This is a genomic window from Chryseobacterium indoltheticum, assembly GCF_003815915.1.
GTDB classification, from domain to species: Bacteria; Bacteroidota; Bacteroidia; order Flavobacteriales; family Weeksellaceae; genus Chryseobacterium; species Chryseobacterium indoltheticum.
Genome location: NZ_CP033929.1, coordinates 3,867,174 through 3,892,931 on the forward strand (window position 1 = coordinate 3,867,174; position 25,758 = coordinate 3,892,931).

Below are 25,758 nucleotides of genomic sequence, written 5' to 3' on the forward strand. Positions count from 1 at the left end.
CTTATTTATCATTTTCAATTGTGCGTTTTAAAATTAAAATCACCTTTATTAATTACGGACAAGCCTGCGTATTAAAGCATTTCCAACCAGTCGGAGTTCCGTCCGTATTAATGTATAGACAGTCTGAACTAATATTATACACCATCATTCCTTCTCTCAGATCACCTGCCGGAATAAGATTAATCTGAGCAATTGTCAACCTGTTGGGTACAAAACCTTTGGTTTTAGCTTCCAAAGCAGTCCATGCCCCTTTTCTTACCATTGGCCAGTTATCGGCATTTACTCCTGCTCTTCCCAGAGAAGTAATACCTTGTGGTGTGTCTAAAACTATTCCTGATGTAGCAGCAGGCACATAGCAGAAGCAGTTTGCAATAGCCATATTAATCGCATTGGCATAAGTAGAGGCATAATTGGTAATACCATTTTGATCGGGATCTACACTATCGTTCAATCCGTCATTATTGGCATCTGTTGCCATAGGATTAAGCTGACTTCCTGATAATTTAAATGCCGCTATTCCATAGCTTAAGCCGTTATTATTCGTTACTGAAGCAGGCGTACTTATGTCTGTTGCAGGACTCACTCCTGACTCTGCTAAATCTGAACATCCGTCGCCGTCACTGTTTAGATCCAAATGATTAGGAACTCCATCCCCATCCGTGTCTACCGAACATATTCCAGGTTTAGGATGAGCTGAAGCAATGTAGACAGGTGTAACGGCTATAACAGATGATATTTCCTGAATACCTGCAGTTCCTGTATTGAAAGCTGCAGTGTTACCTGCCGCTATTGTACCTACAGCTCTGATCTGGTAATACCTGTACGGAGTAGTCACAGCATTGGCAAAAGTTACCGAAGTGGTGTTTAGTGCAATCCCATTACCGCTTGTCAGTAAAATATAACTTACCCCATCAACAGAGCCATATAGCTTTCCAAACGTACTGGCATTAGTAGACATGCCGCTTGCAATCTGGGTAACAGTAAGAGAACTTAAAGTAACCGGTGTTGGATAAGTAACTGTAAAGATCGTCGCTTCCGATGCTACCGATTGGCTTACAAAATTATAAGGATTAGCATCAGATGCATTGCCATTATGTAAAGTAGCAATCTCAGTATTTGCTGTAGGATCTCCGGCAGCTGCATTAAGCGGAGAAGTAACACTAGTGATAGTATTGGCTTCAGCTGCAGTGTAGAAACAAGCCGGGCTTTCTGTAGCATCTACAATACCATCATTGTCGTCATCTATATCATTAAGATCGATAATGCCGTCGCCGTCAGTATCCGTACATACATTCAAAGCTGAATTTATTGCATATTGAGTATAAGTAGATGCATAATTAGTAATACCGCTATCCGGCATGGTCTCTACATTATCACCTATCCCGTTATCTCCATAATTACCACCAACAATAACATGAGTTCCCGGAACATTACCTCCTGCATTAAAGAAATTAGCCGGAACTAATAAAGCTTTATCAATACCTGCTTCTACAGCATCCGGACAACCATCACCATCACTGTCTCGGTCTACATAGTTGGGAACGCCATCGCCATCGTTGTCAGAATTACATCCCATTTTGGTACGATGTAGAGAAGGGTTATAGTTTTTATACTGAATCGTGAATTCTATTAATCGGGCATTATTGGTAATATTCACATTATCAATCCCTATAATTCTGTAAGAATGATATCTTGTGGTAATATGTTGGGTGTTGCTAAAGGTATATGTAGAGTTAGCAGTCAACATATTTTGACCTAAAGTATCAGACAGATCTGTCCACATATTGGTATCAATGTCCAAGCCTTGCAACTTCCATTTTCCACCCCCGAAAGCTACACCACCTACATTCAATTTTACATTGTCGATGAGTGCCGCATCAATGACCGGCAGATCAAAAGTAATCAATGCTTTATTCTGAATACTCACTGCTGGAGTTACTGCCCCATAATTGGTTGTTGCTGTATTATTATCATAAGTATTTGAGAGCGGATCAGCTGTTGCCCATGTAAAGTCTGAAGTTACTGCTTCAGTAATATCCATAGCCTGGGCTTCTGTATAAAAACAAGAAGGTGATTCTACCGCATCCGGAATCCCGTCATCATCAGTATCGATATCCATCAAAAATTTATTGTCACAAGCACTCACATCTGCAGCGTCAGCAATAAATTGGTAAGTATACACATGTTTATACGCATCAGGATTGGAGGCAGATTGTAAAGCATCAGCGAAACCGTTGCTGCCATAAGGTCCCGGCACCATTGCATTGGGAACATTAGGAGTGGTAGAAGTTACTGCTCCTCCACTACCATTCTTAACAGTCCCGGGTACAGATGCTTCCGTTGAGTGGTTATAAAGAATCGCTTCTTTAGTATCCGGACAGCCATCGCCATCGCTATCCAAGTCTAGACGGTTAGGGATACCATCATTATCGGTATCGGTGAAAGCACCGCAAGCTAAAGTACTTACTAAACTTACACCATCAAGCACAATGTATTGGATATTTCCACTAGAGACTTCATTATTTGTTGTAAAGGTTAAATCATGTGATGTTGCCGTAGGTATAAATGTCATTTCTACCTGAGACCACTCCTGATTAAGTGGCCCTAGAAAAGGCAAACTCGGAGAATATTGTATTTCATTTCCTAACTGAACTTTCCAACGAATTTGAGGAGTTGTAGCATTAACAGGAGTTGTTCCATCGATACCTGCATTGGCCTGATAAAATGTTAATTTATAAGGAACACCAATCGTTAAACCAGAAACAGTAGTTTTCATTCCTTCAATAATATTGGCATTTGTTAATCCGCCAACAAATATACCTCCGCTTGGAGACGCTTTCATTCCGTTTGCTATTCCGCCCCAATTTCCGGAGCCAACAACAGGTATTCTATAAGCTCCATTCAAAAGAGTTGTAGGATTCCATGAATCAATAGAATTAGTTGTTTCTATCCAACCTGATGAAACAGTAGCATTTCCATGTATGTTATTTTGGTTATTGCCATTGGTCTCATTGGTCCATTCACTCGTACTGGCAACTGGTTGCAATATCTCAAATGATCCATCAGCTGAAAGAGCTTCACAAGGTATCATTTCAATCACATCCAAAACCCCGTCATTATCATCATCTATATCTTTAACATCAGGTATCAAATCTCCATCACTATCCAAACAAGCGCTTATTGCTGCATTGGTTGCATAATCAGTATAGGTTGAAACATAATTGATGGTTCCTGCAGTGGTAGAACTTTCAAACTGATTGAGCAATCCGTTGTTATTAGCATCGGCTCCCGTATTGAAAGTGGTCGTATTATTACTTGTATAGACTGTATTTCCTGCTTCTACAGAATCACTACATCCGTCACCATCGCTATCTAGATCTCTGTGGTTGGGTACACCGTCACCATCGGGATCATTAGTACATGTTGATTTCGGGTGTGCAGAAGGAATATAATCGGAAGCTGCTGTTAAACCTACTTCTGTAATATCTACATTAGATACTGTCCCAAGGATGCCTTGTAATCTGTATTTTGTATATATTGCCTGCGAACCGCTTGGAATTGCAAAACTCTGAATATTAGCCGACGAATTAGCCGGAGTGTAAGTATGCAAGGGTATCCATATAGTACCATTCCATCCATCAACGCTCACTGAGCTGCCCGTAGCACCCAATGCATTTGCAGTGGCAGCATTATAACGAATGTATAGCGCAATTGCCTTTAAAGGAGTTGAAGGCGTAATTTCAAAGACCGTTAAATTAACTTTGGTAGAATTATTTGTAAAAGCAAATGTTGTAGCTATATTATTATCATAAACATTAGCAATTGTACCTGTGTTTGCAACCTGTGTTGTAACAGACTGCGGAACAGCAATTTCAGCAGCAGTAGAGAAACAAGAAGGACTTTCTACAGCATCTAATACCCCATCATTATCATCATCAATGTCATTAATATCTAATATGGTGTCCCCGTCTGTATCAGCACAAGCTGCATAATTAGATCCTATCGCATAAGGGTTATAAGTTGAAGGATAATTAACAGCTCCTGGTGTTGTTGTACTTTCTACAGAATCGTTTAAACCATTATTGTTTAAATCAATACCATTAGGGTTTAACTGGCTTCCTGTCAATTTATTTGCGGCAATACCATAGCTCGTTCCGTTATTATTGGTAGTAGATGATGGCGTACTGATGTCGCCCGGCGGATTAGGCAAAACGCCAGATTCTGCCAAATCTGAGCATCCATCTCCATCGCTGTCTAAATCCAAATGGTTAGACACAGCATCTCCATCGGTATCGCAACTTCCTGCAAATACCGACATCACTTGTACAAAAACCTGATCAAAACCTGTTGTATTATTTGATCCGGATACTATAAACCTATGAATTTTAGAGTTGTTTAGCGTTTGGGTAGTATCTACACTCATTGTAGAGCCATCAGGAAATGTTCCTGTATAAATAACCGTACCTGCATCATCAAAACAGACTAATGTAAGCGTACTGCCATCTGTTGCAGGCTCTGCGGAAACCTGAACTCTGTCTACCAGCCTTTTCTGATTTGTAAAAGGATTATAGTATTCAAATGAATAGGATACAGCATCTGCAAAAAAAATATATTCGTTATCAGCATCTCCTGAATGACTGACAATATTAAAGTTATCACGAACGATATTATAAGGTGCCACCTTACTTCTTTCTCTGATAATTAAACCGTACTGACTATACAAAGCATTAGAAGCATTAAGACCGGAAGGTAATGTTTCTGTAAGATTTTTAACTCCACCTGCTATAGTCTGTATTCCGGATCCACATTCTACCGTATCGGGTATGCCGTCATTATCATCATCAAGATCTACACCGTCTGCGATGCCGTCTCCATCTGAATCGGCCGTGGCACTGATATTTTTATTAAGAGCATACTCAAAATAAGTAGAATTATAATTTACATAGCCGTTATTGTCAGCATCTACTGCATCCACAAGACCATCGTTGTTAGCATCTACATCCGGGAATTGGTAATTAGAAGCGGTGTTGGTTGTAGCTCCGGCTTCCAGGGCATCAGAATAGCCATCACCATCACTGTCCAGATCAAAATGAGGAAGAATATTATCCCCATCGATATTAGCGTCTGTACAGCTTGTTTTAGGATAGCGTGATGAGATATAATTATCAGGCATCAGCAATTTTACTTCTCTTATTTGGCTTCCGACAATTGTGCCTGCAAGCCCCTGTAAACGAAATTTGCTGTAAGCCGTATTTTGATTTTGAGTAAAATTAAAAGTCTGGTAGAGTCCTTGTGCCGTATTAGGAGCAGCGCTCGGATTAAATGCTGGCATCAATGTGATCCACGCAGTACCATTCCAGCCTTCCATCGTAAGAGAAGCTGCAGTATTAGAAAATTCGGTTTGTCCGTAAAAATTCATCTCAATCTGTAATCCCGCTGCTACAACAGACCGGATTGGAGTGACTTCAAAGACGGTAAGATTTACTTTAGTAGTACCATTAGTAAAATTAAATAGCGTAGCAGGATTATTATCATACAAATTAGCTATTGTTCCTGAATGAGCAACCGTTGTTGTTACAGAAGCAGGAATGGCTATTTCGCTGGCGGTATAATAACAGTTCGGACTTTCTGTTGCATCCGGTACACCATCATTATCATCATCAATATCAATGGAATTAATAATTCCGTCTCCGTCAAAATCGTCATTTGGTCCGGTTTGAGCATAGACTATACCTGATGAGAGGAGGGAAAGGAGAAATATTTGGCAAAACAAAAATCTCCAGAGGATAGTTTTTTTCATCATTTGTGTTTTTTTAAGATTGTTATTTCCTTAAAATACTTGTTTAATACTGATAATTCAGCAATATTAAATACTACATCAATAAACAAATATTCCTTAACAAAAGTATATAAATTTTAAATAATTTCAACATTAATACTTAAAAATATTAAAATTAATAACTTATTTTGCACACAACATATTAAATATACCTAATATCAACTTGTGCATTTCACTCAGGAATCACGATAATTTAACAAAAAATTCAACAACAGAACTGTACTTTATCTTAGTACTTCTTACTACTTTTTCTTACAATTAACTGAGTCATCTTTTAAATATGTGAAGAGACGTTCCTGAATTTATTATTCAAAAAAATGACCCTATTTATTTTTCTATTTATAATTTTTATTACATTTGATAAACACAAAAACACAAATCTATTCCTCAATTAATATTCTGCTGTTCTCTATTTCTTGTCGATTATTTTTCAACATTGTGGTATATTAACTTCTTAATATAAAAACACTTTAAAAACAATAAATGATGTCTAAAAATCAAATCAGTGTAGAAATTCCTCAGGAAATTATCACACAAGTAAGCTCAAAGTTTCAGGAGATTAAAGATCTGCTAGCTCCCTACATGGGAAACATGACGGTAGAAGAACGAAAAACGCTTCCTAAAATGAGTGATAAAAGCGTTGCTTTCGTCAACAAAGTTATCGAGTACACTATAGCCAACCCCAAATTTGTCCCTACGATGATGGATGCGCAAGAGTGCAAAAAAGATTACACTGCCAACCAGGCTTTATTGCCATTATATGCGGTATCTCAACAAGTAGGTGAAATGATGAAAGATACCATCATGCTTACCGGGCACGAAGCCTACGTGCAAGCTCTTTATTACTATGGCAGCGTAAAATTGGCCGCCAGAGCAGGAGATGCGGAAGCAAAAACCATTGCTGAAGACCTAAGCAAACGTTTTCCCCGAGGCAAGGCCTCTTTAGAAAACAAAGCTGGCGGCATATAATTGTTTTAGCCCGACCTTTTTACTCCGACATTCTAGCATTGAGCTCAAATGTTTAAGCTGTCAGCTAAAACACTTGAGCTTTTAACTCAAACATTTGAGCATTTAGGTCTGATGTTTGGGTATTTTACTCAAATAATGGAGTGTATTAGTCAAGCTTTTAAGTATATAGGTCGGATATTGAAGCTTTTAGCTCAGCTGATAACGCATTACGCTTGCGCATTTTAATCATTGGTTTTCGAAAACAGGCAGAAGCTTTTGCTTTATTATCGCAACGAAAGACAATGTTTTTATAATGAATGTGCTTTTTAAGTTAAATAAAGGCATTTGACTTCGTCGAATCTTCGATTTCATTTAGCAAAGAAATACAAAGACTTATGATCAGCATATAATGTTGATTTCTCAATGCAAAAAAAAAAAAAAAGAATACCTCTCATGCAATCTGCACGAGAGGTATTTTTAAGTTTTTTAAAGATATGTTACGGCTTCCAGAAGCTCCATACTGTACCGTTGAAAACAGCAAGCTGTTTGGCAGTGGTATCGTAAACCATCATTCCCGGTGCAGGATTAATAATATTCAGATGCGGACTCGCAACTCTGGGAAGAATCATTGCCTTGTTGGTATCTTCTAAAACCAATATTCCCGGTGTTGCTGTCGGTGTACCGATTCTTACCACCGCATCAAGGTTTTCTGTCGTTACATTATTCTGTATCGTTACAAGATCTACAGCAGGGTTTAAAGGATCTATCGTGGTACCGGTGAGGTCTACCGAGAGATCTCTCCAGCCTGATATATTTTTTGTTTTCACTTTATGATCAGAAAGATCGTAGACTACCGTTCCTTCAACGGCGCCAGAAACAGCACCTGTATTGGTTACCCAGGGAAGTATCATGCCCCGGTTTTCGTTTCCGAATTCTAAGGAAATAGAACTGTTTTGCACCGATCCCTTCCCTACTGCCACCTGAGCAGGAATCAGCAGTGTACTCATAAGGAGTACTGCTGCTGAAGTTATGATGTTATTGTGTGTTATCATTTAGTTGTGTGTTTTAAATTTAATAAATTACTATTAATCCGGGCAAGCCTGTGTATTAAAGCATTTCCAGCCAGTCGGCGTTCCGTCGGTATTAATGTATAGACAGTCTGAACTAATGTTATATACCATCATTCCTTCTCTCAGATCACCTGCCGGAATAAGATTAATCTGAGCCAACGTCAATCTATTAGGTACAAAACCTTTTGTTTTGGCTTCCAAAGCCGTCCATGCCCCTTTTCTTACCATTGGCCAGTTATCAGCATCTACCCCCGCTCGGTGTAAAGAAGTGATCCCTTGTGGAGTGCTCAAAACTGTTCCTGATAAAACGGCAGGTCTGTAACAGAATAACGTACAAGATGCTATTGCTGCATTAATGGCGTTAGAATAAGTAGAAGTATAATTGGTGATGCTGTTTAGATCAGCATCAACACTGTCATTCAAACCGTCATTATTAGTATCGGCAGCAGTCGGATTTAGCTGGCTACCGTTCGGGTTGGCAATCCCATAACTTCCACCAGCATTATTGGTCAACAACGGTGTAATGATATCCGTTGCAGGACTCACTCCTGACTCTGCCAAATCTGAACATCCGTCGCCATCGCTATCCAGATCCAAATGATTCGGAATGGTATCACCATCGGTATCTACAGAACAAATTACCGGTTTAGGATGAGCTGAAGCAAGGTAGACAGGTGTAACAGCTATAACAGACGATATTTCCTGAATACCTGCAGTTCCTGTATTGAAAGCTGCAGTGTTACCTGCCGCTACTGTACCTACAGATCTGATCTGGTAATATCTGTACGGAGTAGTCACAGCATTGGCAAAAGTTACCGAAGTGGTGTTTAGTGCAATCCCATTACCGCTTGTCAGTAAAATATAACTTACCCCATCAACAGAGCCATATAGCTTTCCAAACGTACTGGCATTAGTAGACATGCCGCTTGCAATCTGGGTAACAGTAAGAGAACTTAAAGTAACCGGTGTTGGATAAGTAACTGTAAAGATCGTCGCTCCCGATGCTACCGATTGGCTTACAAAATTATAAGGATTAGCATCAGATGTATTGCCATTATGTAAAGTAGCAATCTCTGTATTTGCTGTAGGATCTCCGGCAGCTGCATTAAGCGGAGAAGTAACATTTGTGATAGTATTAGCTTCCGCAGCGGTATAAAAACAAGCCGGGCTTTCAACGGCATCTGCAATACCATCATTGTCGTCATCTATATCATTAAGATCGATTATTCCGTCACCATCAGTATCTGTACATAAATTTAGAGTGCTTACAATCGCATATTGATTATAGCTATATATGCCGGTATATGCAGCAGATGAGGTATCATTTGTTTCAATACCAGAGTAGAATCCGTTTGTGCCATAGGCTGCAGGAGTATTATTACCTACAATAGCGTTGGCTACCCCTGTTTGTGTACCGCTTGTATTTACTAAAGTTCCTGCTGAGGTGTTTCCTGCACCCGCCTGAGATGCCGTTCCTGCTTCTACAGCATCCGGACAACCATCGCCGTCACTGTCGAGGTCTAAATGATTGGGAATACCATCATTATCTATATCTAAGCCATTAAGACAAGATTCTGCATTTGAAATGCCATTAAAGCTTAATCCTACAGCATCTACGTAGCTTGCTGTTGTGCCAGTTAATCCATAATAAATAAATCTTACATAGTATCTGGTATTCAAATTTAAAGGATAATTACTATAAGTATCCATGGTATTATACACAATATTACCTCCGGTTACAGTTGTCGCCCCAGTAGTTAAAACTGTATAGGTAGCAAAGCTTGGATCAGTAGATATGATAACACCTTCTTTTAATGGTGCTTGAATGGTATAATTAGATATTTTATCGATTGACAAATAGGTTGAAGTCGTAGTAAAATAATATTGCATATAATCTCCATTCGCAACGGCATCATCGAAGTTCGCTGCTGTAGCCCCTGTAAACTTTAAGACATTGGCGCCAGACACATCCACAACACCAGGACCAAAAGTACGCACATTATATGGTTGTGTTTGAGCAGCGTTATACTCTGTGGTTGGTAAAGTATGAAGAGTCTGTTCAAAATCCCATACTAACACATTAGACGCATCATCTCTATCTACAATAGCACAAGAAGGTGACTCAACAACATCCAGCACTCCATCATTATCATCATCTATATCTATTACATCTACTATACCATCACCATCGGTATCAGTACATGCTTTAATAGAGGCTTTGATAGCATACATATTATATGTAGAAACATAGGTAACGATACCATTATCTGCCGTTTCTAAGGAATTATCTAATCCGTTAGTCCCTACAGATCCGGTAAATTTATAATTAGCAGTCAAATTACTTGTTGCTCCTCCTTCCATAGCATCGCTACAACCATCACCATCGCTATCTAAATCTAAATGATTAAGAATACCATCACCATCGGTATCGCTAGCGCAGGTGGTCTTAGGATAAGATGACGCTATATATGATGCATTATTAAAATCAAAATAAACTTCAGAAGCATTGGCTGCAATCATGTTTGATGCGGTAGCACCTCCTGTGATTCTGATATATTTATAAGCCGTTGCTGTATTAAGCGTCACCGGATATTTGATAGAAGTGGTTACACTTACTGCACCATTTGCTGTAATATTAGTAGCCGGCCCTGCTCCAATTGAGGCAGAAAGATCTACCCAGTCACTTCCATTATTAGTATTAGACCCTTGAATCTTTGTCACTCCACCAAACTGGGTTGTTGTATTAAATTGAAGATATAATGCATCTAGTTTTACAGGTTGAGCAAAATTAAACAGGTAAACATTCGCATTTGCATTCGATTGTGCAGGCGATGCAGAGAAAGCAACTGCCGTTGTACCGCTTACGCCATCGATTAATTGGCTAAAGTTAGCCGTCGTAGTCGTTAATCCCGAAGAAATTGTAACCCCATAGAAAGGTTTCGCCCCAGTATTCCATTCACTTGCTGTATAGAAACAAGATGGGCTTTCTAGCGCATCGACAACCCCATCATTATCATCGTCAATATCTACAAAATCATTAATACCATCTCCATCGGTATCAGCACAAAGACTAATAGCATTGCTAATAGCAAAAGGATAGGTATAAGTCCCGTTATAAAGACCACTCTCTACAGTCGTTTCAATACCATTAAAGAAACCGTTGGTACCATATTGAGCTGGCGTACCGTTTCCTACATAAGCATTGGCAGTTCCTGATGGAATACCACCCGTGTAAATCGCTCCACCACTTGCAGACATTGAAGCAGATGCTCCAGCATTAGTCGAAACACCAGATTCTCTTGCATCCGGACAACCATCACCGTCACTGTCTAAATCCTGATGGTTGGGTATACCATCGCCATCGGTATCTACCGTACAATTGATAGGTTTGGGATTGGCAGAAGGAATGTATCCTGCTGTATTCTGAATGGATGTAATCTCAAAGGTCGTAATAGCCGATGTTGTAGTTCCTGCCACTTTTACAATTCGGTAATATCGATAACTATTGGCGGTATTGTTATTAACGGTAAAAACTTTCGGATTAGCTATCGCTGCCGTTGCTGCAGTCATTAGCTCGTCCCAAATGATTTTATCATTAGAACCCTGTATTTTTGCCGTAGCACTTGTACCGAAAGTAGTCCCGTAATGTGAAATACTTGTCAGCTTTACTTTTGTAGGATATTCAATATTGTATATGACAGCGCCATTTATAGGCTGCCCATCTGTTATCACATTATTACTAACCGTAACATTTCCTGTAGCTTCGTCATGCATGAAAGGTAAATCTACATTTACCCCATCATCATTTATCAATGATGTGGAAACTACTTCTATTGTTCCTGCTTCGCCGGACGTATAGAAACAAGACGGGCTTTCAGTTGCATCCAATATACCATCGTTATCGTCATCGATATCGGTAAGGTCATTTATTCCATCGTCATCAGTATCCGTACAGGCGTTTATAGCTAAATTTGTTGCATATAGATTATAAGTAGAAGTATAATTAGGAACCCCATTTACATCAGAATCTATGCTATCATTCAGTCCATCATTATTTGTATCGGCAGCAGAAGGATTTAGCTGGCTTCCGGTCAATTTATTTGCGGCAATACCATAGCTGCTTCCTACATTATTGTTTATAGAAGCCGGAGTACTTACATCTGTAACAGGACTTACTCCTGATTCTGCCAAATCTGAGCATCCATCTCCATCGCTGTCTAAATCCAAATGGTTAGGCACACCATCTCCATCGGTATCGCAACTTCCTGCAAATACTGACATCCCTTGTACAAAAACCTGATCAAAACCTGTAGTATTAAGAGAACCGGATACTATAAACCTATGAATTTTAGAGTTATTTAGAGTTTGGGTAGTATCTACACTCATTGTAGAGCCATCAGGAAATGTACCTGTATAAATAACCGTACCTGCATCATCAAAACAGACTAATGTAAGCGTACTGCCATCTGTTGCCGGCTCTGCGGAAACCTGAATTCTGTCTACCAGCCTTTTCTGATTTGTAAAAGGATTATAGTATTCAAATGAATAAGATACAGCATCTGCAAAAAAAATATATTCGTTATCAGCATCTCCTGAATGACTGACAATATTAAAGTTATCACGAACGATATTATAAGGTGCTACCTTACTTCTTTCTCTGATAATTAAACCGTACTGACTATACAAAGCATTAGAAGCATTAAGACCGGAAGGCAATGTTTCTGTTAGATTTTTAACTCCACCTGCTATCGTCTGTATGCCGGATCCACATTCTACTGTATCGGGTATGCCGTCATTATCATCATCAAGATCTGCATCGTCTGCGATGCCGTCTCCATCTGAATCGGCCGTGGCACTGATATTTTTATTAAGAGCATACTCAAAATAAGTAGAATTATAATTTACATAGCCATTATTATCTGCATCCACTGCATCCACAAGACCATCGTTGTTCGCATCTACATCCGGGAATTGGTAATTAGAAGCGGTGTTGGTTGTAGCTCCTGCTTCCAGGGCATCAGAATAGCCATCTCCATCACTGTCCAAGTCAAAATGAGGGAGAATATTATCCCCATCAATGTTAGCATCTGTACAGCTTGTTTTAGGATAGAGCGATGCAATATAATTATTGGGCATCAGCATTTTCACTTCTCTTATTTGGCTTCCGACAATTGTGCCTGCAAGCCCCTGTAAACGAAATTTGCTGTAAGCCGTATTTTGATTTTGAGTAAAATTAAAAGTCTGGTAAAATCCTTGTGCAGTATTAGGAGCAGTGCTCGGATTAAATGCTGGCATCAATGTGATCCATGCAGTACCATTCCAGCCTTCCATCGTAAGAGAAGCTGCAGTATTAGAAAATTCGGTTTGTCCGTAAAAATTCATCTCAATCTGCAATCCCGCTGCTACAACAGGCCTGATTGGAGTGACTTCAAAGACGGTAAGATTTACTTTAGTAGTACCATTAGTAAAATTAAATAGCGTAGCAGGATTATTATCATACAAATTAGCTATTGTTCCTGAATTAGCAACCGTTGTCGTTACAGAAGCAGGAATGGCTATTTCGCTGGCGGTATAATAACAGTTCGGACTTTCTGTTGCATCCGGTACACCGTCATTATCATCATCAATATCAATGGAATTAATAATTCCGTCTCCGTCAAAATCGTCATTTGGTCCGGTTTGAGCATAGATTATACCTGATAAGAGGAGGGAAAGGAGAAATATTTGACGAAGCAAAAATTTCAAGAGGGTCGTTTTTTTTATCATGGTTCAGTTTTTATTAATACAGAAAATTCTTCAGTCAAAACAAACTTTTAAATGTTTATCTGAACATTAAAATATTAGCAAAATCATTTAAATAATCATTATTAATTAAACAATCTTAATTTAACATAATTTAGGAGACTAAGATATTCAAATTAATTTTAGAAATATATTAAATACTATTAATTAATCTCCTCATTAATAAAAACATATAAAAAAAACGTTAATTACCAAATATACAAAACTCTGAAAACCAATAAACTAATTAAAAAAAAGTGTTAATTATGAATATGTATCACAAAGCTATTTTTTATGGTTTCAATATCTATAATATACACTCATTGCCAGCACAATAAGCATATTCTAAAAATCAATAATTATTATCTATTATAATCAGATATATACTAATTTTGCTCAATTTTTAGTTATAAACAATGATTATCGTATTAAAATGAGTGTAAAAACTTTCAATTACTGTTGTTCTAAATAACTAATCACCGAATTAAAAAATTAGTCGATTTTCAACCATTACAAGTAATGAAAACAACCAAAATATACAGTTGCATTAATTTTTTTAAGAAATAGACGCAATTATGAGATAAAAATTCACAATTTCCATAGGGCATCTTTTATTTAAACTCAACAATATGAATTTCGAAAAATAGCTGCGATAATTTTTATTATTCTGTATTCGAACTTCACATCTTTTTTTCCTGAAGTCTTAGTTCCAGCCAATTTTTGAATTGTGCTTTATCTTTCGTTTTTACCAGAATAGATAAGGATAAACAGTATTAAGTTCCTTCATCAATGTAGAATCAGCGGTCTATAACCGTAATTGACCTACAGCAATATCTTTTGCCGAAACGATAATTGTTTTCACCGATCTCAATAAAGAATTCCTGATCTCACATCATCAGCACTTCGTATTAAACAATAACATGTATATTTTCAGTGATTCTCGATGCGTTCTAAAAAAATAAAACCTCTCAATGCAAACGTTGCATGAGAGGTTTTTTCTAAGTTTTTTAGAGTATATCCTAAGGCTTCCAGAAGCTCCACACTGTACCATTGAAGACAGCTAGCTGTTTGGCGACAGTATCATAAACCATCATTCCCGGTGCCGGATTAATAATATTAAGATGCGGACTCGCAACCCGAGGAAGAACCATCGCCTTATTGGCATCTTCCAGAACCAATATCCCCGGCGTGGCTGTCGGCGTACCGATTCTTACTGCCGCATCGGTATTTTCTGTGGTTACATCATTCTGTATCGTTGCAAGATCTACAGTAGCATTGTGGGGATCTATAGTCGTACCCGTAAGGTCTACCGAAAGATCTTTCCATCCTGATGCAATTTTTACTTTCACTTTGTGATCAGAAAGGTCATAGACTACCGTTCCTTCAACAGCACCTGCAACAGCACCCGCACTGGTCACCCATGGAAGTACCATTCCACGGTTTTCATTTCCGAATTCTAATGAGATAGAACTATTCTGTACCGATCCTTTTCCTATGGCAACCTGAGCATATACTAGCGTTCCACAAGAGAGAAAAGCCATTGCGTAAAGCATTCTTTTTACTAATGTTATTTTATTCATAATGTGTGTTTTTTTACGATTTACAGATAAGTACTATTAAGGACATGCTCTTGTATTAAAGCATTTCCATCCTGTCGTAGTTCCGTCGGTATTAATGTAAATACAGTGTAGATCAGTATTATAAACCATCATACCATCCTTTAGATCAGATGCAGGAATATCCGTGATTTGCTGAGCAGTTAATCTGTTGGGTACAAAACCTTTGGTTTTAGCCTCAAGAGCAACCCAGCCTCCTTTTCTTGCCATTGGCCAATTGGCCTTCTCAATTCCTGCTCTTGCCAAAGAAGTCATTCCGCTTTGAGTTTCTAATGCAGTACCGGAAGTAATTGCCGGTTTGTAGCAGAACAATGTACACGAAGCTATTGCTGCATTAATTGCGCTGGCATACGTATAAACTCCGGTATAAGCAGCAGTTGGCGTATCATTATTTTCTCCAGCATTATAAAAGCCGTTGGCTCCATAATTTGCAGGAGTATTGTTTCCCACAATTGCATTCGAAACGCCTGTCTGTATGCCACTTGTATTTATCAATGTTCCTGTGCTCGTATGATTTGCTCCCGCATGACTTGCGGACCCTGCTTCTACAGCATCCGGACAACCATCACCATCACTGTCCAGATCTAATTCGTTGGTAATACCATCATTATCTGTATCTATATTGGTACATTCTATTTTTGTTTGTCCATTCACCTGGAACTCTCTAAATTGAGCATCACTTCCTGCCAAGCCATTAACCGGCGTGCTCCACGTTATTTTTACAGTTGCCGTATTGCCAACAGGGGTAAAAGATAAAGTTTTGTAACCATGATCAACTGACAAAGATGCAGGGTTTGTTTGATTAGCTACAGTTGAGAAACTTTGTAATGTAACCCCATTCACAGCCAATGTCACACTATTAGCATCAGGATTCTGTATATTTAATGAATAATAATGATACTTTAACGTGTTTACAACTCCCGGATTAAGATCGGAAAGCGTAAAAGTAAATGATTCTGTACCGTTATCCTGATATCCTTGTACATACGTTCCGGCTGATGCTAAATAATTGACACCGCTGTTAGCATCCTTTACACCACCCCAGGTACCGGGACGATAATCTTCATATAAAGGCAGCCCTGTATCTATACAACTTTGTTCGACAGTGTCTAAAATACCATCGTTATCGTCATCAATATCAATAGAGTTGCTGATACCGTCGCCATCAAAATCTGTACATTTATTAGAATTTATATTAGTGCTTATATCTACTGATTGTCCTGTTCCTGCAATAGTAGGTATTCCCATCGTACCGGAAGTTGCACCCACTGTATTTCCTAGATTCTGGGTAATCGGCGCAGCGCTGGTTCCATTATAAGAAGTTCCGCTATTTCCTCCAGGAATGGAAGAATTCACAAGATGAGGTGTAGCAAAATCAGCACCGCCCTCAATTGCATCAGGACAGCCATCTCCGTCACTATCAAGATCAAACTTATCAGCAAGACCATCATCATCAGTATCTAAACACGTATTAATATAATAATAAACATCATCTATAAAAATATCGTCACCTGTAGAACTATATTTGAATTCTATCTTCCCAGTTTCAGAAAGAGCTGCTGCATTAAAGACTATTTGCAAATCATAATAAGCAGATAAACCAATAGACCTTGGCGAAGAAGGCCCCAAAAGACTTCCATTCACCCTAAACTCGGTAATAATACTGTTAGCTGCCGGATCTCTAGTAATTGTAGGATTATTTGAGTTGGCAGGATTGCTTATACCAAACAGCCTCACACCTCCTAAGTAAGCACCCATCTCCATAGATTTTGTAGCAATGGCTCCTACGTTAGCAACATAATTTTCTGTTTTCACTTTTAGCACATATATCGGGTTTGATGTACATGAATTTTTAAAGACTACATTTGATTGAGAAGCACTTACCGCAGGAGATACACCATCATAACGCCCCGTTAAGGCATTAGCATAATTTGACCAGCCTGCCACCAATGACCAATTATTTGTATTAGAATTAAAAGTAGGATTTACTACGGTATTGAAAACACCAGTACCCTGCTCGAGTATATCTGGAATACCATCGTTATCATCATCTAAATCAGTTTGATTGACAACGCCATCACCGTCGTAATCATCTGTAGGAGCTGTCTGGGCTGAGAGATTGCCAAAAAACAGAATAAGGAATACAGCCAGAAATTTACTATATAGCATAAAGCTACATAAGGCATAATTTTTTTTCATCGAATGTGTGTTTTTGTGTTATTAATTTTTATTTTATAAAAATTATTGTAATAAAATATTCATTAATTATTTGTGTTTAATATAAATTTTAAAAGATCTAATTCACCGTCGAAAACTGCTGACTTTATGTCTGCATTTCATAAATCAAAAAGAATAGTGAATTATAGGGTACAATTACAGACCGAAAACAGTCCAGTATTGTGGTTTAATCAAGAGTTCCATATTTGTATTTGCAGCAAAATTACAATATTTTTATCAAATAACACCATGTAACGAATAGTAAAATTGAAAATTCATTAAATTATAACCAAGCAAACAGCCTGTTTATAATGATTTTAACAAATAAAATTTATTTTAGAAAAATCAGTAAAAGTGAGATAATTAAGTGATTTTAATAAAAGAGATGCTGTAAACTTTACAAATTAAACTTCTTTGCATTTTACTTTTCTAATTGTCTTTTTTTGAGTCTTCTTTAAGTTTCAAAACCTGAATATTTTTACTATTAAGTCTCGTTGAAAGCCAATTTTGAAGTTTAGCTGTTTCTACAGGCTTATTTTCATTGTCTTTAAACAATAAAACCAGTTGAATTGTTGTACTGTCAGTATCCGGATATTGCTCCACTTTACCCAAAGAAATATTCTCCACCTCCGGGAAAAGAATTTTCATTTCTTTAATGAGCTTAGGATCTTCTACTCTGTATTTCCCAAGTTCGTTATTGAGTTTGCTGATGATCACATCTTTTTCAGAAACAGAAGATTCCTGTTTATCGAGTTCCCTCAAAATTTCAGATTTTAGATCGCTGTCATTTTGTCTAATTGTGAGTTCGGTATCTGATAAACCTTTTTCCTCAAGCAATTTGTTGTAACTCACAATTTCCCTCTTCGATAATTTCTGATTTAGAAAAGCAAGATCAATTTTTTTGGGAAAAGTATTATAACTAATCTTCTTATATATCAATATGTATCCTTTAGAATTAAATTCAGAATTGATGAATTCTTCAACAGATTTTGTAAATTTTTTCTCATTATAAAGATTATATGCCAGATAAAAACTCGGAACAATCATTACTACGATCAGCGTTGAGATTCCGTAACGGATCCTTTTTTCATATTTACTATCGATAATAACAGAAGGATATTTGAGATATTTAACTACAAAAAAAGTGGCAATACAGATAAAGAAGCAGTTGATAATATATAGATAGAATGCTCCAAAAAAATAGGAAAAATTAGAAGTAGCCAACCCAAAACCAGCTGTACACAATGGCGGCATCAAAGCTGTTGCAATAGCTACACCGGGAATCGGATTCCCTTTCTCAACCCTTGTTATGGCGATAATTCCTACCAAACCTCCAAAAAAAGCGATCATTACATCATAAATATTGGGAGCAGTTCGTGATAGTAATTCTGACTGAACATCTTTGAACGGGCTGACATAAAAATAAAACGTAGAAACCGTAAGACTTACTACAGTAGCAATAAGAAGATTCTTAATCGATTTCTTCAATAAAGGAAAATTGTAAGTCCCAAGTGCAAAACCAGCTCCCACGATAGGCCCCATCAAAGGGGAAATAAGCATCGCTCCGATGATTACTGCTGTAGAATTCACATTTAGTCCTATTGATGCAATTATAATAGCACAAGCCAGAATCCACAGGTTGGCACCTCTAAATGAAATATTAGAAATTACATTTTCAAGAACCTTTTCTTTTTTATCTTCACCGTTATGAAGATTAATAAAGTTGAATAAGCTATCAAACATTTTTGCTTTTTTAGGTCATAAAAATAAGGTTTTCAATAATACCTATCGATAAAATCTCTGTTTGATTTTAAATTCAATTTTTTTTTGATATCAAAAAGTTTACACTAATTGATTGTAATAAAGAAAGAGATGCCCTGAAGACAGAATACCTTATAAATATTAGCTCTATCTCAGAAACATTACATTTTAAATAAAATTTCGTTAATCCGCTTTTTTCTCTAAAAAGATGATGCTAAATCTCAGGATGTGGAAGATTAATAATTAGATAGATATAAAAAAACAGGAGAAATGATTATCATTTCTCCTGTCAAAGTAGACCCACAGGGATTCGAACCCCAACTGATGGTACCAAAAACCAGAGTGCTACCGTTACACCATGGGTCTGTTTTATTTTGGTGATGCAAATTTAAAGCTTTTTTCTTTATTTGCAAATCATTTTTTAATTTTTCTTTAAATTTACAGATACAATATAACGCTCTGAATATGCTGCTCGACTTCAATAATCTCGAAATTAATAATTTACATCCCGAAACCGATTTCGAGAAAAAAGTAATTTTTTTTCTCAAAGAATGGTTCTCCGAATCTAAAACTGTAAAAGTACAGACTTCAGGTTCTACAGGCACCCCAAAGATTATTGAGATTGAAAAAGAAAAAATGCTTAATTCGGCAAAAATGACGTGCAATTTTTTAGACTTAAAAAAAGGAGACACTGCTTTGGTTTGTTTGCCTATAGAATATATTTCAGGGAAAATGATGGTTGTGCGAGCAATTACCCGAAAGCTGAAACTCATTATTTCAGACCCTTCTTTAAAACCATTGGAAAATTTAAATGAAAGTATTGACTTCTGTGCAATGACTCCTTTACAGATTGAAAATTCGCTACATAAAATTCATTTCATAAAAAATCTGATTATTGGGGGAGCTGCCGTTTCGGAAAGTTTAAAAAGTAAAATACTACAAGCTCTTCAACACTCACACTCTCCTACTCATATTTATGAGACGTATGGAATGTCTGAAACCCTTTCTCATATTGCTTTAAAGAAAACCTACCCTATTCAGGATCAATATTTCAATGTTTTTGATGATATTGAAATTTCGACGGACGAAAGAAATTGTCTGAAAATCTATGCGCCACAACTTAATTCGGAAATATTGCAGACGAATGATTTGGTGGAAATAAAAAACACAAATCAGTTTAGGTTTTTAGGTAGAATTGATAACGTGATTAATTCCGGAGGTGCAAAAATATTCCCAGAACAGCTTGAAGCTTTAGTAAAGAAAGAAATTGCAAATGAAGTCGTATTTTTAGGAGTAAAAGATGAGAGTTTGGGACAGAAATTGATTTTAATTGTTGAAGGATTCGAAAGCGAAAATCTCAAATCTCAAATCTCAAATCTCAAATTTGAAAAATCTTTTCATAAGCCGAAAGAGATTATTTTTGTGGAAGAAATCCCCAGAACACCGAACGGAAAAGTAAATCGTCTGGAATTAAAAAGTATTTTTGATATTTAGTAATTATTATATTGTATCCGTTTTAACCACCCGTCTTTCGAACTTATTCGAAATCCACCCTCCAAAAGAGGCAATTTGAGTCGTAAAAATATTATTATGAAAGATTTTTCCAAAGAACTGACTTACAAAACTTCACGAAGCAGCGGTGCAGGCGGACAAAACGTGAATAAAGTAGAAACTGCTGTTACGGTTACCTGGAAAGTTTCAGATTCTGAATTTTTCAATGATAGGCAGAAAGATCTGATCTCGGAGAAACTGAAAAACAGAATAAATCTGGAAGGATTTTTATTTTTAACGGTTTCCGAAAGCCGAACGCAACTTCAAAATAAGAAAATTGCCACAGAGAAAATCTTAGAATTGGTGGATAAGGCTTTAATTATTCCAAAATTCAGGACAAAAACAAAACCTACAAGATCTTCGGTGGAGAAAAGGATTGAACAGAAAAAACAACATTCCAGTAAAAAGGAAAACCGACGTTTTAAATTTTAGACGAATTTTGATAAAAAAATCCTCTTTGCGTAAGGGATAGCAGAGGAAATCCTTTTTGTTTGGGCTGGGAAAAGAAGAGGCAACAAAAAGATTGTAACGAATAGCCCGACCCGAGCCGTGGGAAAAGCTTTGGCGAGGGATACGCCCAAATAATATTTTAAAAACTCTGTGAACTTTTCACTTCCAACTTCCCGCTTCCAACATCTTTCATTATCTTTGTGAAAATTTAAAAATAATGAGCAAACCGATTACTGAGTTCATAGAAAAATATTATCTGCACTTCAATGCAGCAGCTTTGGTAGACGCATCAAAAGGATATGTTGCCCACCTGAAAGAAGGCGGGAAAATGATGATTACTTTGGCCGGAGCAATGTCTACCGCTGAATTAGGAAAAATTTTGGCTGAAATGATCCGTCAGGATAAAGTTGATTTTATTTCTTGTACAGGGGCAAACCTTGAAGAAGATTTGATGAATCTTGTAGCGCATTCTCATTACGAAAGAGTTCCTCATTACAGAGATTTGACGGCTCAGGACGAGTGGGATTTGTTGGAAAGAGGCTTAAACAGAGTGACAGATACTTGTATTCCTGAAGAAGAGGCTTTCAGAAGATTACAAAAGCATATTGTAGAAATCTGGAAAGATGCTGAAGCTAAAGGTGAAAGATATTTTCCGCATGAATTTATGTACAAAATGATTCTTTCAGGAGTTTTGGAGCAGTATTACGAGATCCCAAGAGAAAATTCTTGGATGATTGCAGCAGCTGAGAAAAACCTTCCGATTGTCGTTCCGGGATGGGAAGATTCTACCATGGGTAATATTTTCGCTTCTTACTGCATTAAAGGTGAATTGACGGCTACAACAATGAAATCGGGTATCGAATATATGACGTATCTGGCAGATTGGTACACTAAAAACTCAGCAGGAAAAGGGGTTGGTTTCTTCCAAATTGGTGGAGGTATCGCAGGAGATTTCCCAATTTGTGTAGTGCCGATGCTGTATCAGGATATGGAGATGCATGATATTCCGTTTTGGTCATATTTCTGTCAGATTTCAGATTCTACTACTTCTTACGGTTCTTATTCAGGAGCTGTTCCAAACGAGAAGATCACTTGGGGGAAACTGGATATCACCACACCGAAATTTATCGTTGAAAGTGATGCTACGATCTGTGCACCATTGATGTTCTCTTACATTTTAGAAAACTAATAAAAGCTAACAGGCGAAAGTCTGAAACTTTAAAATTATAGTATAAAAAGCGTTCCAAATTTTGGGACGCTTTTTTATGCCACGAATGCACGAAAATGTGTTGTTGTATTCTTGTCTTTCAATGAAAATGCTGTCTATAATTCATACTTTGAATTTGGACGTGTCCCTCGCCAACGCAAACCCTAAGCTCGGGTCGGGCTTCTACAGGCTTCACTCCGTTTCGGTGCTTTGCACTGCTCACTGCGCTCGCGCCTTTCATATCCCTCACGCAGATTTGTCAATCTAAAGAATTGGTCAACACGAAATAGCGATATGCCAAAATCCCTTTCTGCAACTTGGTAAGTTTCGTTGGATCTTTATCGCTCAGCTTAGGTAAAACAGCTTTATTGATTTTATTTAAAAATCTGAAAATGGACTTTTTCATAACTTTAGATTTAGATACAATGATCATTCAAAAATTATGCAACAGTTATTAGTGGGTTCATAAATAAAATTTTCAAGACATCTTTCTTTTCCCCGGCCCTAAAGGGAGGAAATGCACTGAAAATTTCATCAAATTACTCCCTTTAGGGTCGGGGAAAGAATTTTGATGAAATTAGTTAATAACCCTGTAATCAGCAGTTTAATTTAGGTCTTTAAATTATAAATGTCCACATTTTTGCAGACATTTATTATTAACCTAAGCCCGGGATAAAAGATTGCGATAATAGTTTTTACATCATTAAACACAAAGGTTTCAAAAATAAATTTTCAAGGCATCTTTCTTTTCCCCGGCCCTAAAGGGAGAAAATGCACTGAAAATTTCATCAAAATTACTCCCTTTAGGGTTGGGGAAAGAATTTTGATGAAATTTTAATTTAAGCCTTTAAAATAATAAATGTCCACATTTTTGCAGACATTTATTATTAACCTAAGCCCGGGATAAAAGATTGCGATAATAGTTTTTACATCATTAAACACAAAGGTTTCAAAAATAAATTTTCAAGGCATCTTTCTTTTCCCCGGCCCTAAAGGGAGAAAATGCACTGAAAATTTCATCAAAATTACTCCCTTTAGGGTTGGGGAAAGAATTTTGATGAAATTTTAATTTAAGCCTTTAAAATAATAAATGTCCACATTTTTGCAGACATTTATTATTAACCTAATGTCGGGATAAAATATTCCAATAATAGTTTTTAAATCACTAAACACAAAGGTTTCAAGAAAAAATTTTCAAGACATCTTTTTCCCCGGCCCTAAAGGGAGGAAATGCGCTGAACATTTCATCAAAATTACTCCCTTTAGGTTCGGGGAAAGAATTTTGACGAAATTAACTCAGCCCTTTAATTTAGGTCTTTAAATTATAAATGTCCACATTTTTGCAGACATTTATTATTAACCTAAGCCCGGGATAAAAGATTGCGATAATAGTTTTTACATCATTAAACACAAAGGTTTCAAAAATAAATTTTCAAGGCATCTTTCTTTTCCCCGGCCCTAAAGGGAGAAAATGCACTGAAAATTTCATCAAAATTACTCCCTTTAGGGTTGGGGAAAGAATTTTGATGAAATTTTAATTTAAGCCTTTAAAATAATAAATGTCCACATTTTTGCAGACATTTATTATTAACCTAATGTCGGGATAAAATATTCCAATAATAGTTTTTAAATCACTAAACACAAAGGTTTCAAGAAAAAATTTTCAAGACATCTTTTTCCCCGGCCCTAAAGGGAGGAAATGCACTGAAAATTTCATCAAAATTACTCCCTTTAGGGTCGGGGAAAGAATTTTGATGAAATTTTAATTTAAGTCTTTAAAATAATAAATATCCACATTACTGTAGACATTTATTATTAACCTAATGTCAGGATAAAAGATTCCGATAATAGTTTTTAAATCATTAAATGCAAAGGTTTCAAGAAAAAATTTTCAAGGCATTCTTTTCCCCAACCCTAAAGGGAGAAAATCGCTGAAAATTTCATCAAAATCACTCCCTTTAGGGTTGGGGAAATAATTTTAATGAAATTAGTCAATTACGAGTTTCCGTACATATTAGATTCTCCGCCATCGATAGCGATTACCTGTCCTGAAACATAACCATTTTCATCACTCAAAAGATAAGCAACCAGGCTTCCTACATCTTTAGGATCACCCAATCTTCTGGTCGGGTTTCTTGATGCATACTCTTTTTCAGCAGCTTTAGGATCTGCAGGATTTACCTGATTAAAAGCTTCAGCAACCATTGGCGTTAAAATCGCACCCGGTGCAATAGCGTTGGTTAAAATATTATCTTTTCCATATTCTAAGGCTGCATTTTTAGTCATTCCCGCAACAGCATGTTTTGTGGCAACATAAGCAGTTTGATTAAGAACACCTCTGATTCCGCCAACAGAAGCTACATTTACGATTCTTCCGCCACCATTTTTCTGTAATTCAGGAATTACATATTTCATTCCGTAATACACTCCTAAAAGATTGATATCAATTACTTTTTTGAAAACTTCAATATCATATTCTACCAATGGAGCCTGTTTTCCTTCAATTCCCGCGTTGTTGTAAAGTCCATCGATTTTCCCGAATTCTTTTACAGTTGCATCAACGTAATTTTTCACATTCTCTTCTACAGAAACATCTGCAGTAACCGTAAGAAATTTACTTTCAGGGTGCTTTTTTTCTAATTCTGTTTTTGCTTTATGCAAAGCTTCATCATTATAATCTACCAAAGAAACATCTGCGCCTTTTGAAGCTAAAACATCAGCCGCAGCTAAGCCTAAGCCCATTCCTGCGCCTGTTACAATTATTACTTTTCCTTTTAAATTTGTCATGATATTTGATATTTAATTCATTGCTTCAATTTACAACAATAATACCTTTGCGTTTATTGATCTATGATAATATTTTGTTAAACTTTGATTAGCAATATCTTATAACGGAATAATATTATAGTTAAAAAAACGTTCACCTCTCAAATAACAATTTAATTCATATGCTCATCTGTACAAAACTATAATTTCTTACATTTGAATGTCTGTTAAAATCTAAATATGAACGAAGTTTTCAAGCAGCAAGTGTGGGAAATTACCAAATTAGTTCCAAAAGGAAGAGTGACGAGTTACGGAGCAATAGCAAAGGCGGTCGGTTTTCCCAATCACTCCCGTCATGTTGGGAAGGCAATGGGTGGCTGTCCTAAAGATGTTCCTGCTCATCGTGTGATTTCAAGTTCGGGAACTTTATCCGTTCCGGAATTTCAGGTGAAACTGGAAGCAGAAGGAATTGAGGTAGAAAATTTCAGAATAAAAAATTTCAGAAAACTATTTTGGAATCCTTTAGATGAATTATAATCTTATTGTTTTTTA

General features: G+C 37.0%; 13 protein-coding genes and 1 tRNA gene. 5 read left to right on the forward strand and 9 right to left on the reverse strand.

The genetic code is table 11. From position 1 onward, the window contains the following. Positions 1–52: 52 nt before the first annotated feature. Positions 53–5,803, reverse strand: coding sequence for a hypothetical protein (locus EG358_RS17870; protein WP_115596454.1), 5,751 nt, complete (start codon positions 5,801–5,803; stop codon positions 53–55). Positions 5,804–6,322: 519 nt separating this feature from the next. Here EG358_RS17870 and EG358_RS17875 point away from each other — a divergent pair. Then, positions 6,323–6,808 (forward strand): hypothetical protein, encoded by a 486-nt coding sequence (locus EG358_RS17875; protein ID WP_228421479.1) that lies wholly within the window; start codon positions 6,323–6,325, stop codon positions 6,806–6,808. A 476-nt stretch (positions 6,809–7,284) separates the two neighbouring features. On the opposite strand, the gene EG358_RS17880 is transcribed toward EG358_RS17875, so the two are convergent. The 6 genes from EG358_RS17880 to EG358_RS17905 form a co-directional block, all read right to left on the reverse strand. Further along, the gene (locus EG358_RS17880; protein WP_076563127.1) at positions 7,285–7,839 is read right to left on the reverse strand and encodes a hypothetical protein; all 555 of its coding nucleotides are present in this window, start codon (positions 7,837–7,839) and stop codon (positions 7,285–7,287) included. A gap of 33 nt (positions 7,840–7,872) precedes the next feature. Beyond that, on the reverse strand, positions 7,873–13,623 hold the full coding sequence (locus EG358_RS17885) for a hypothetical protein (RefSeq protein WP_115596455.1): 5,751 nt from the start codon (positions 13,621–13,623) through the stop codon (positions 7,873–7,875). 1,034 nt (positions 13,624–14,657) lie between these two features. Beyond that, on the reverse strand, positions 14,658–15,218 hold the full coding sequence (locus EG358_RS17890) for a hypothetical protein (protein ID WP_076562970.1): 561 nt from the start codon (positions 15,216–15,218) through the stop codon (positions 14,658–14,660). A 36-nt stretch (positions 15,219–15,254) separates the two neighbouring features. Further along, positions 15,255–17,453 (reverse strand): hypothetical protein, encoded by a 2,199-nt coding sequence (locus tag EG358_RS17895; protein WP_076562968.1) that lies wholly within the window; start codon positions 17,451–17,453, stop codon positions 15,255–15,257. Positions 17,454–17,900: 447 nt separating this feature from the next. Then, on the reverse strand, positions 17,901–19,214 hold the full coding sequence (locus EG358_RS17900) for a DUF389 domain-containing protein (RefSeq protein ID WP_076562966.1): 1,314 nt from the start codon (positions 19,212–19,214) through the stop codon (positions 17,901–17,903). A 313-nt stretch (positions 19,215–19,527) separates the two neighbouring features. Then, positions 19,528–19,598: transfer RNA gene (locus EG358_RS17905), tRNA-Gln, on the reverse strand. A gap of 99 nt (positions 19,599–19,697) precedes the next feature. Between EG358_RS17905 and EG358_RS17910 the strand changes: the two genes are divergently transcribed. From EG358_RS17910 to EG358_RS17920, 3 genes are all read left to right on the forward strand, one after another. Beyond that, the gene (locus EG358_RS17910; RefSeq protein ID WP_076562964.1) at positions 19,698–20,726 is read left to right on the forward strand and encodes an AMP-binding protein; all 1,029 of its coding nucleotides are present in this window, start codon (positions 19,698–19,700) and stop codon (positions 20,724–20,726) included. Between the two features lie 96 nt (positions 20,727–20,822). Further along, positions 20,823–21,215, forward strand: a complete 393-nt coding sequence (gene arfB / locus EG358_RS17915) for an alternative ribosome rescue aminoacyl-tRNA hydrolase ArfB (RefSeq protein WP_076562962.1) — start codon at positions 20,823–20,825, stop codon at positions 21,213–21,215. A 235-nt stretch (positions 21,216–21,450) separates the two neighbouring features. Further along, positions 21,451–22,422, forward strand: a complete 972-nt coding sequence (locus EG358_RS17920) for a deoxyhypusine synthase family protein (RefSeq protein WP_047444737.1) — start codon at positions 21,451–21,453, stop codon at positions 22,420–22,422. A 277-nt stretch (positions 22,423–22,699) separates the two neighbouring features. On the opposite strand, the gene EG358_RS19745 is transcribed toward EG358_RS17920, so the two are convergent. Both EG358_RS19745 and EG358_RS17925 read right to left on the reverse strand, forming a co-directional pair. Beyond that, the gene (locus EG358_RS19745) at positions 22,700–22,846 is read right to left on the reverse strand and encodes a hypothetical protein (RefSeq protein ID WP_164462487.1); all 147 of its coding nucleotides are present in this window, start codon (positions 22,844–22,846) and stop codon (positions 22,700–22,702) included. 1,589 nt (positions 22,847–24,435) lie between these two features. Continuing rightward, entirely contained in the window at positions 24,436–25,227 is a 792-nt protein-coding gene (locus EG358_RS17925; RefSeq protein ID WP_076562960.1) for a glucose 1-dehydrogenase, read from the reverse strand. Positions 25,228–25,446: 219 nt separating this feature from the next. Here EG358_RS17925 and EG358_RS17930 point away from each other — a divergent pair, with 219 nt between their 5' ends. After that, positions 25,447–25,743, forward strand: coding sequence for an MGMT family protein (locus EG358_RS17930; RefSeq protein ID WP_076562958.1), 297 nt, complete (start codon positions 25,447–25,449; stop codon positions 25,741–25,743). The last annotated feature ends 15 nt before the right edge of the window (positions 25,744–25,758 follow it).

Excerpts from the sequence above, each read along its gene's own strand:
- EG358_RS17870 (WP_115596454.1), bottom strand. The coding sequence starts at position 5,803 with ATGATGAAAAAAACTATCCTCTGGAGATTTTTGTTTTGCCAAATATTT.
- EG358_RS17875 (WP_228421479.1), top strand. The coding sequence starts at position 6,323 with ATGATGTCTAAAAATCAAATCAGTGTAGAAATTCCTCAGGAAATTATC.
- EG358_RS17880 (WP_076563127.1), bottom strand. The coding sequence starts at position 7,839 with ATGATAACACACAATAACATCATAACTTCAGCAGCAGTACTCCTTATG.
- EG358_RS17885 (WP_115596455.1), bottom strand. The coding sequence starts at position 13,623 with ATGATAAAAAAAACGACCCTCTTGAAATTTTTGCTTCGTCAAATATTT.
- EG358_RS17890 (WP_076562970.1), bottom strand. The coding sequence starts at position 15,218 with ATGAATAAAATAACATTAGTAAAAAGAATGCTTTACGCAATGGCTTTT.
- EG358_RS17895 (WP_076562968.1), bottom strand. The coding sequence starts at position 17,453 with ATGAAAAAAAATTATGCCTTATGTAGCTTTATGCTATATAGTAAATTT.
- EG358_RS17900 (WP_076562966.1), bottom strand. The coding sequence starts at position 19,214 with ATGTTTGATAGCTTATTCAACTTTATTAATCTTCATAACGGTGAAGAT.
- EG358_RS17910 (WP_076562964.1), top strand. The coding sequence starts at position 19,698 with ATGCTGCTCGACTTCAATAATCTCGAAATTAATAATTTACATCCCGAA.
- arfB (WP_076562962.1), top strand. The coding sequence starts at position 20,823 with ATGAAAGATTTTTCCAAAGAACTGACTTACAAAACTTCACGAAGCAGC.
- EG358_RS17920 (WP_047444737.1), top strand. The coding sequence starts at position 21,451 with ATGAGCAAACCGATTACTGAGTTCATAGAAAAATATTATCTGCACTTC.
- EG358_RS19745 (WP_164462487.1), bottom strand. The coding sequence starts at position 22,846 with ATGAAAAAGTCCATTTTCAGATTTTTAAATAAAATCAATAAAGCTGTT.
- EG358_RS17925 (WP_076562960.1), bottom strand. The coding sequence starts at position 25,227 with ATGACAAATTTAAAAGGAAAAGTAATAATTGTAACAGGCGCAGGAATG.
- EG358_RS17930 (WP_076562958.1), top strand. The coding sequence starts at position 25,447 with ATGAACGAAGTTTTCAAGCAGCAAGTGTGGGAAATTACCAAATTAGTT.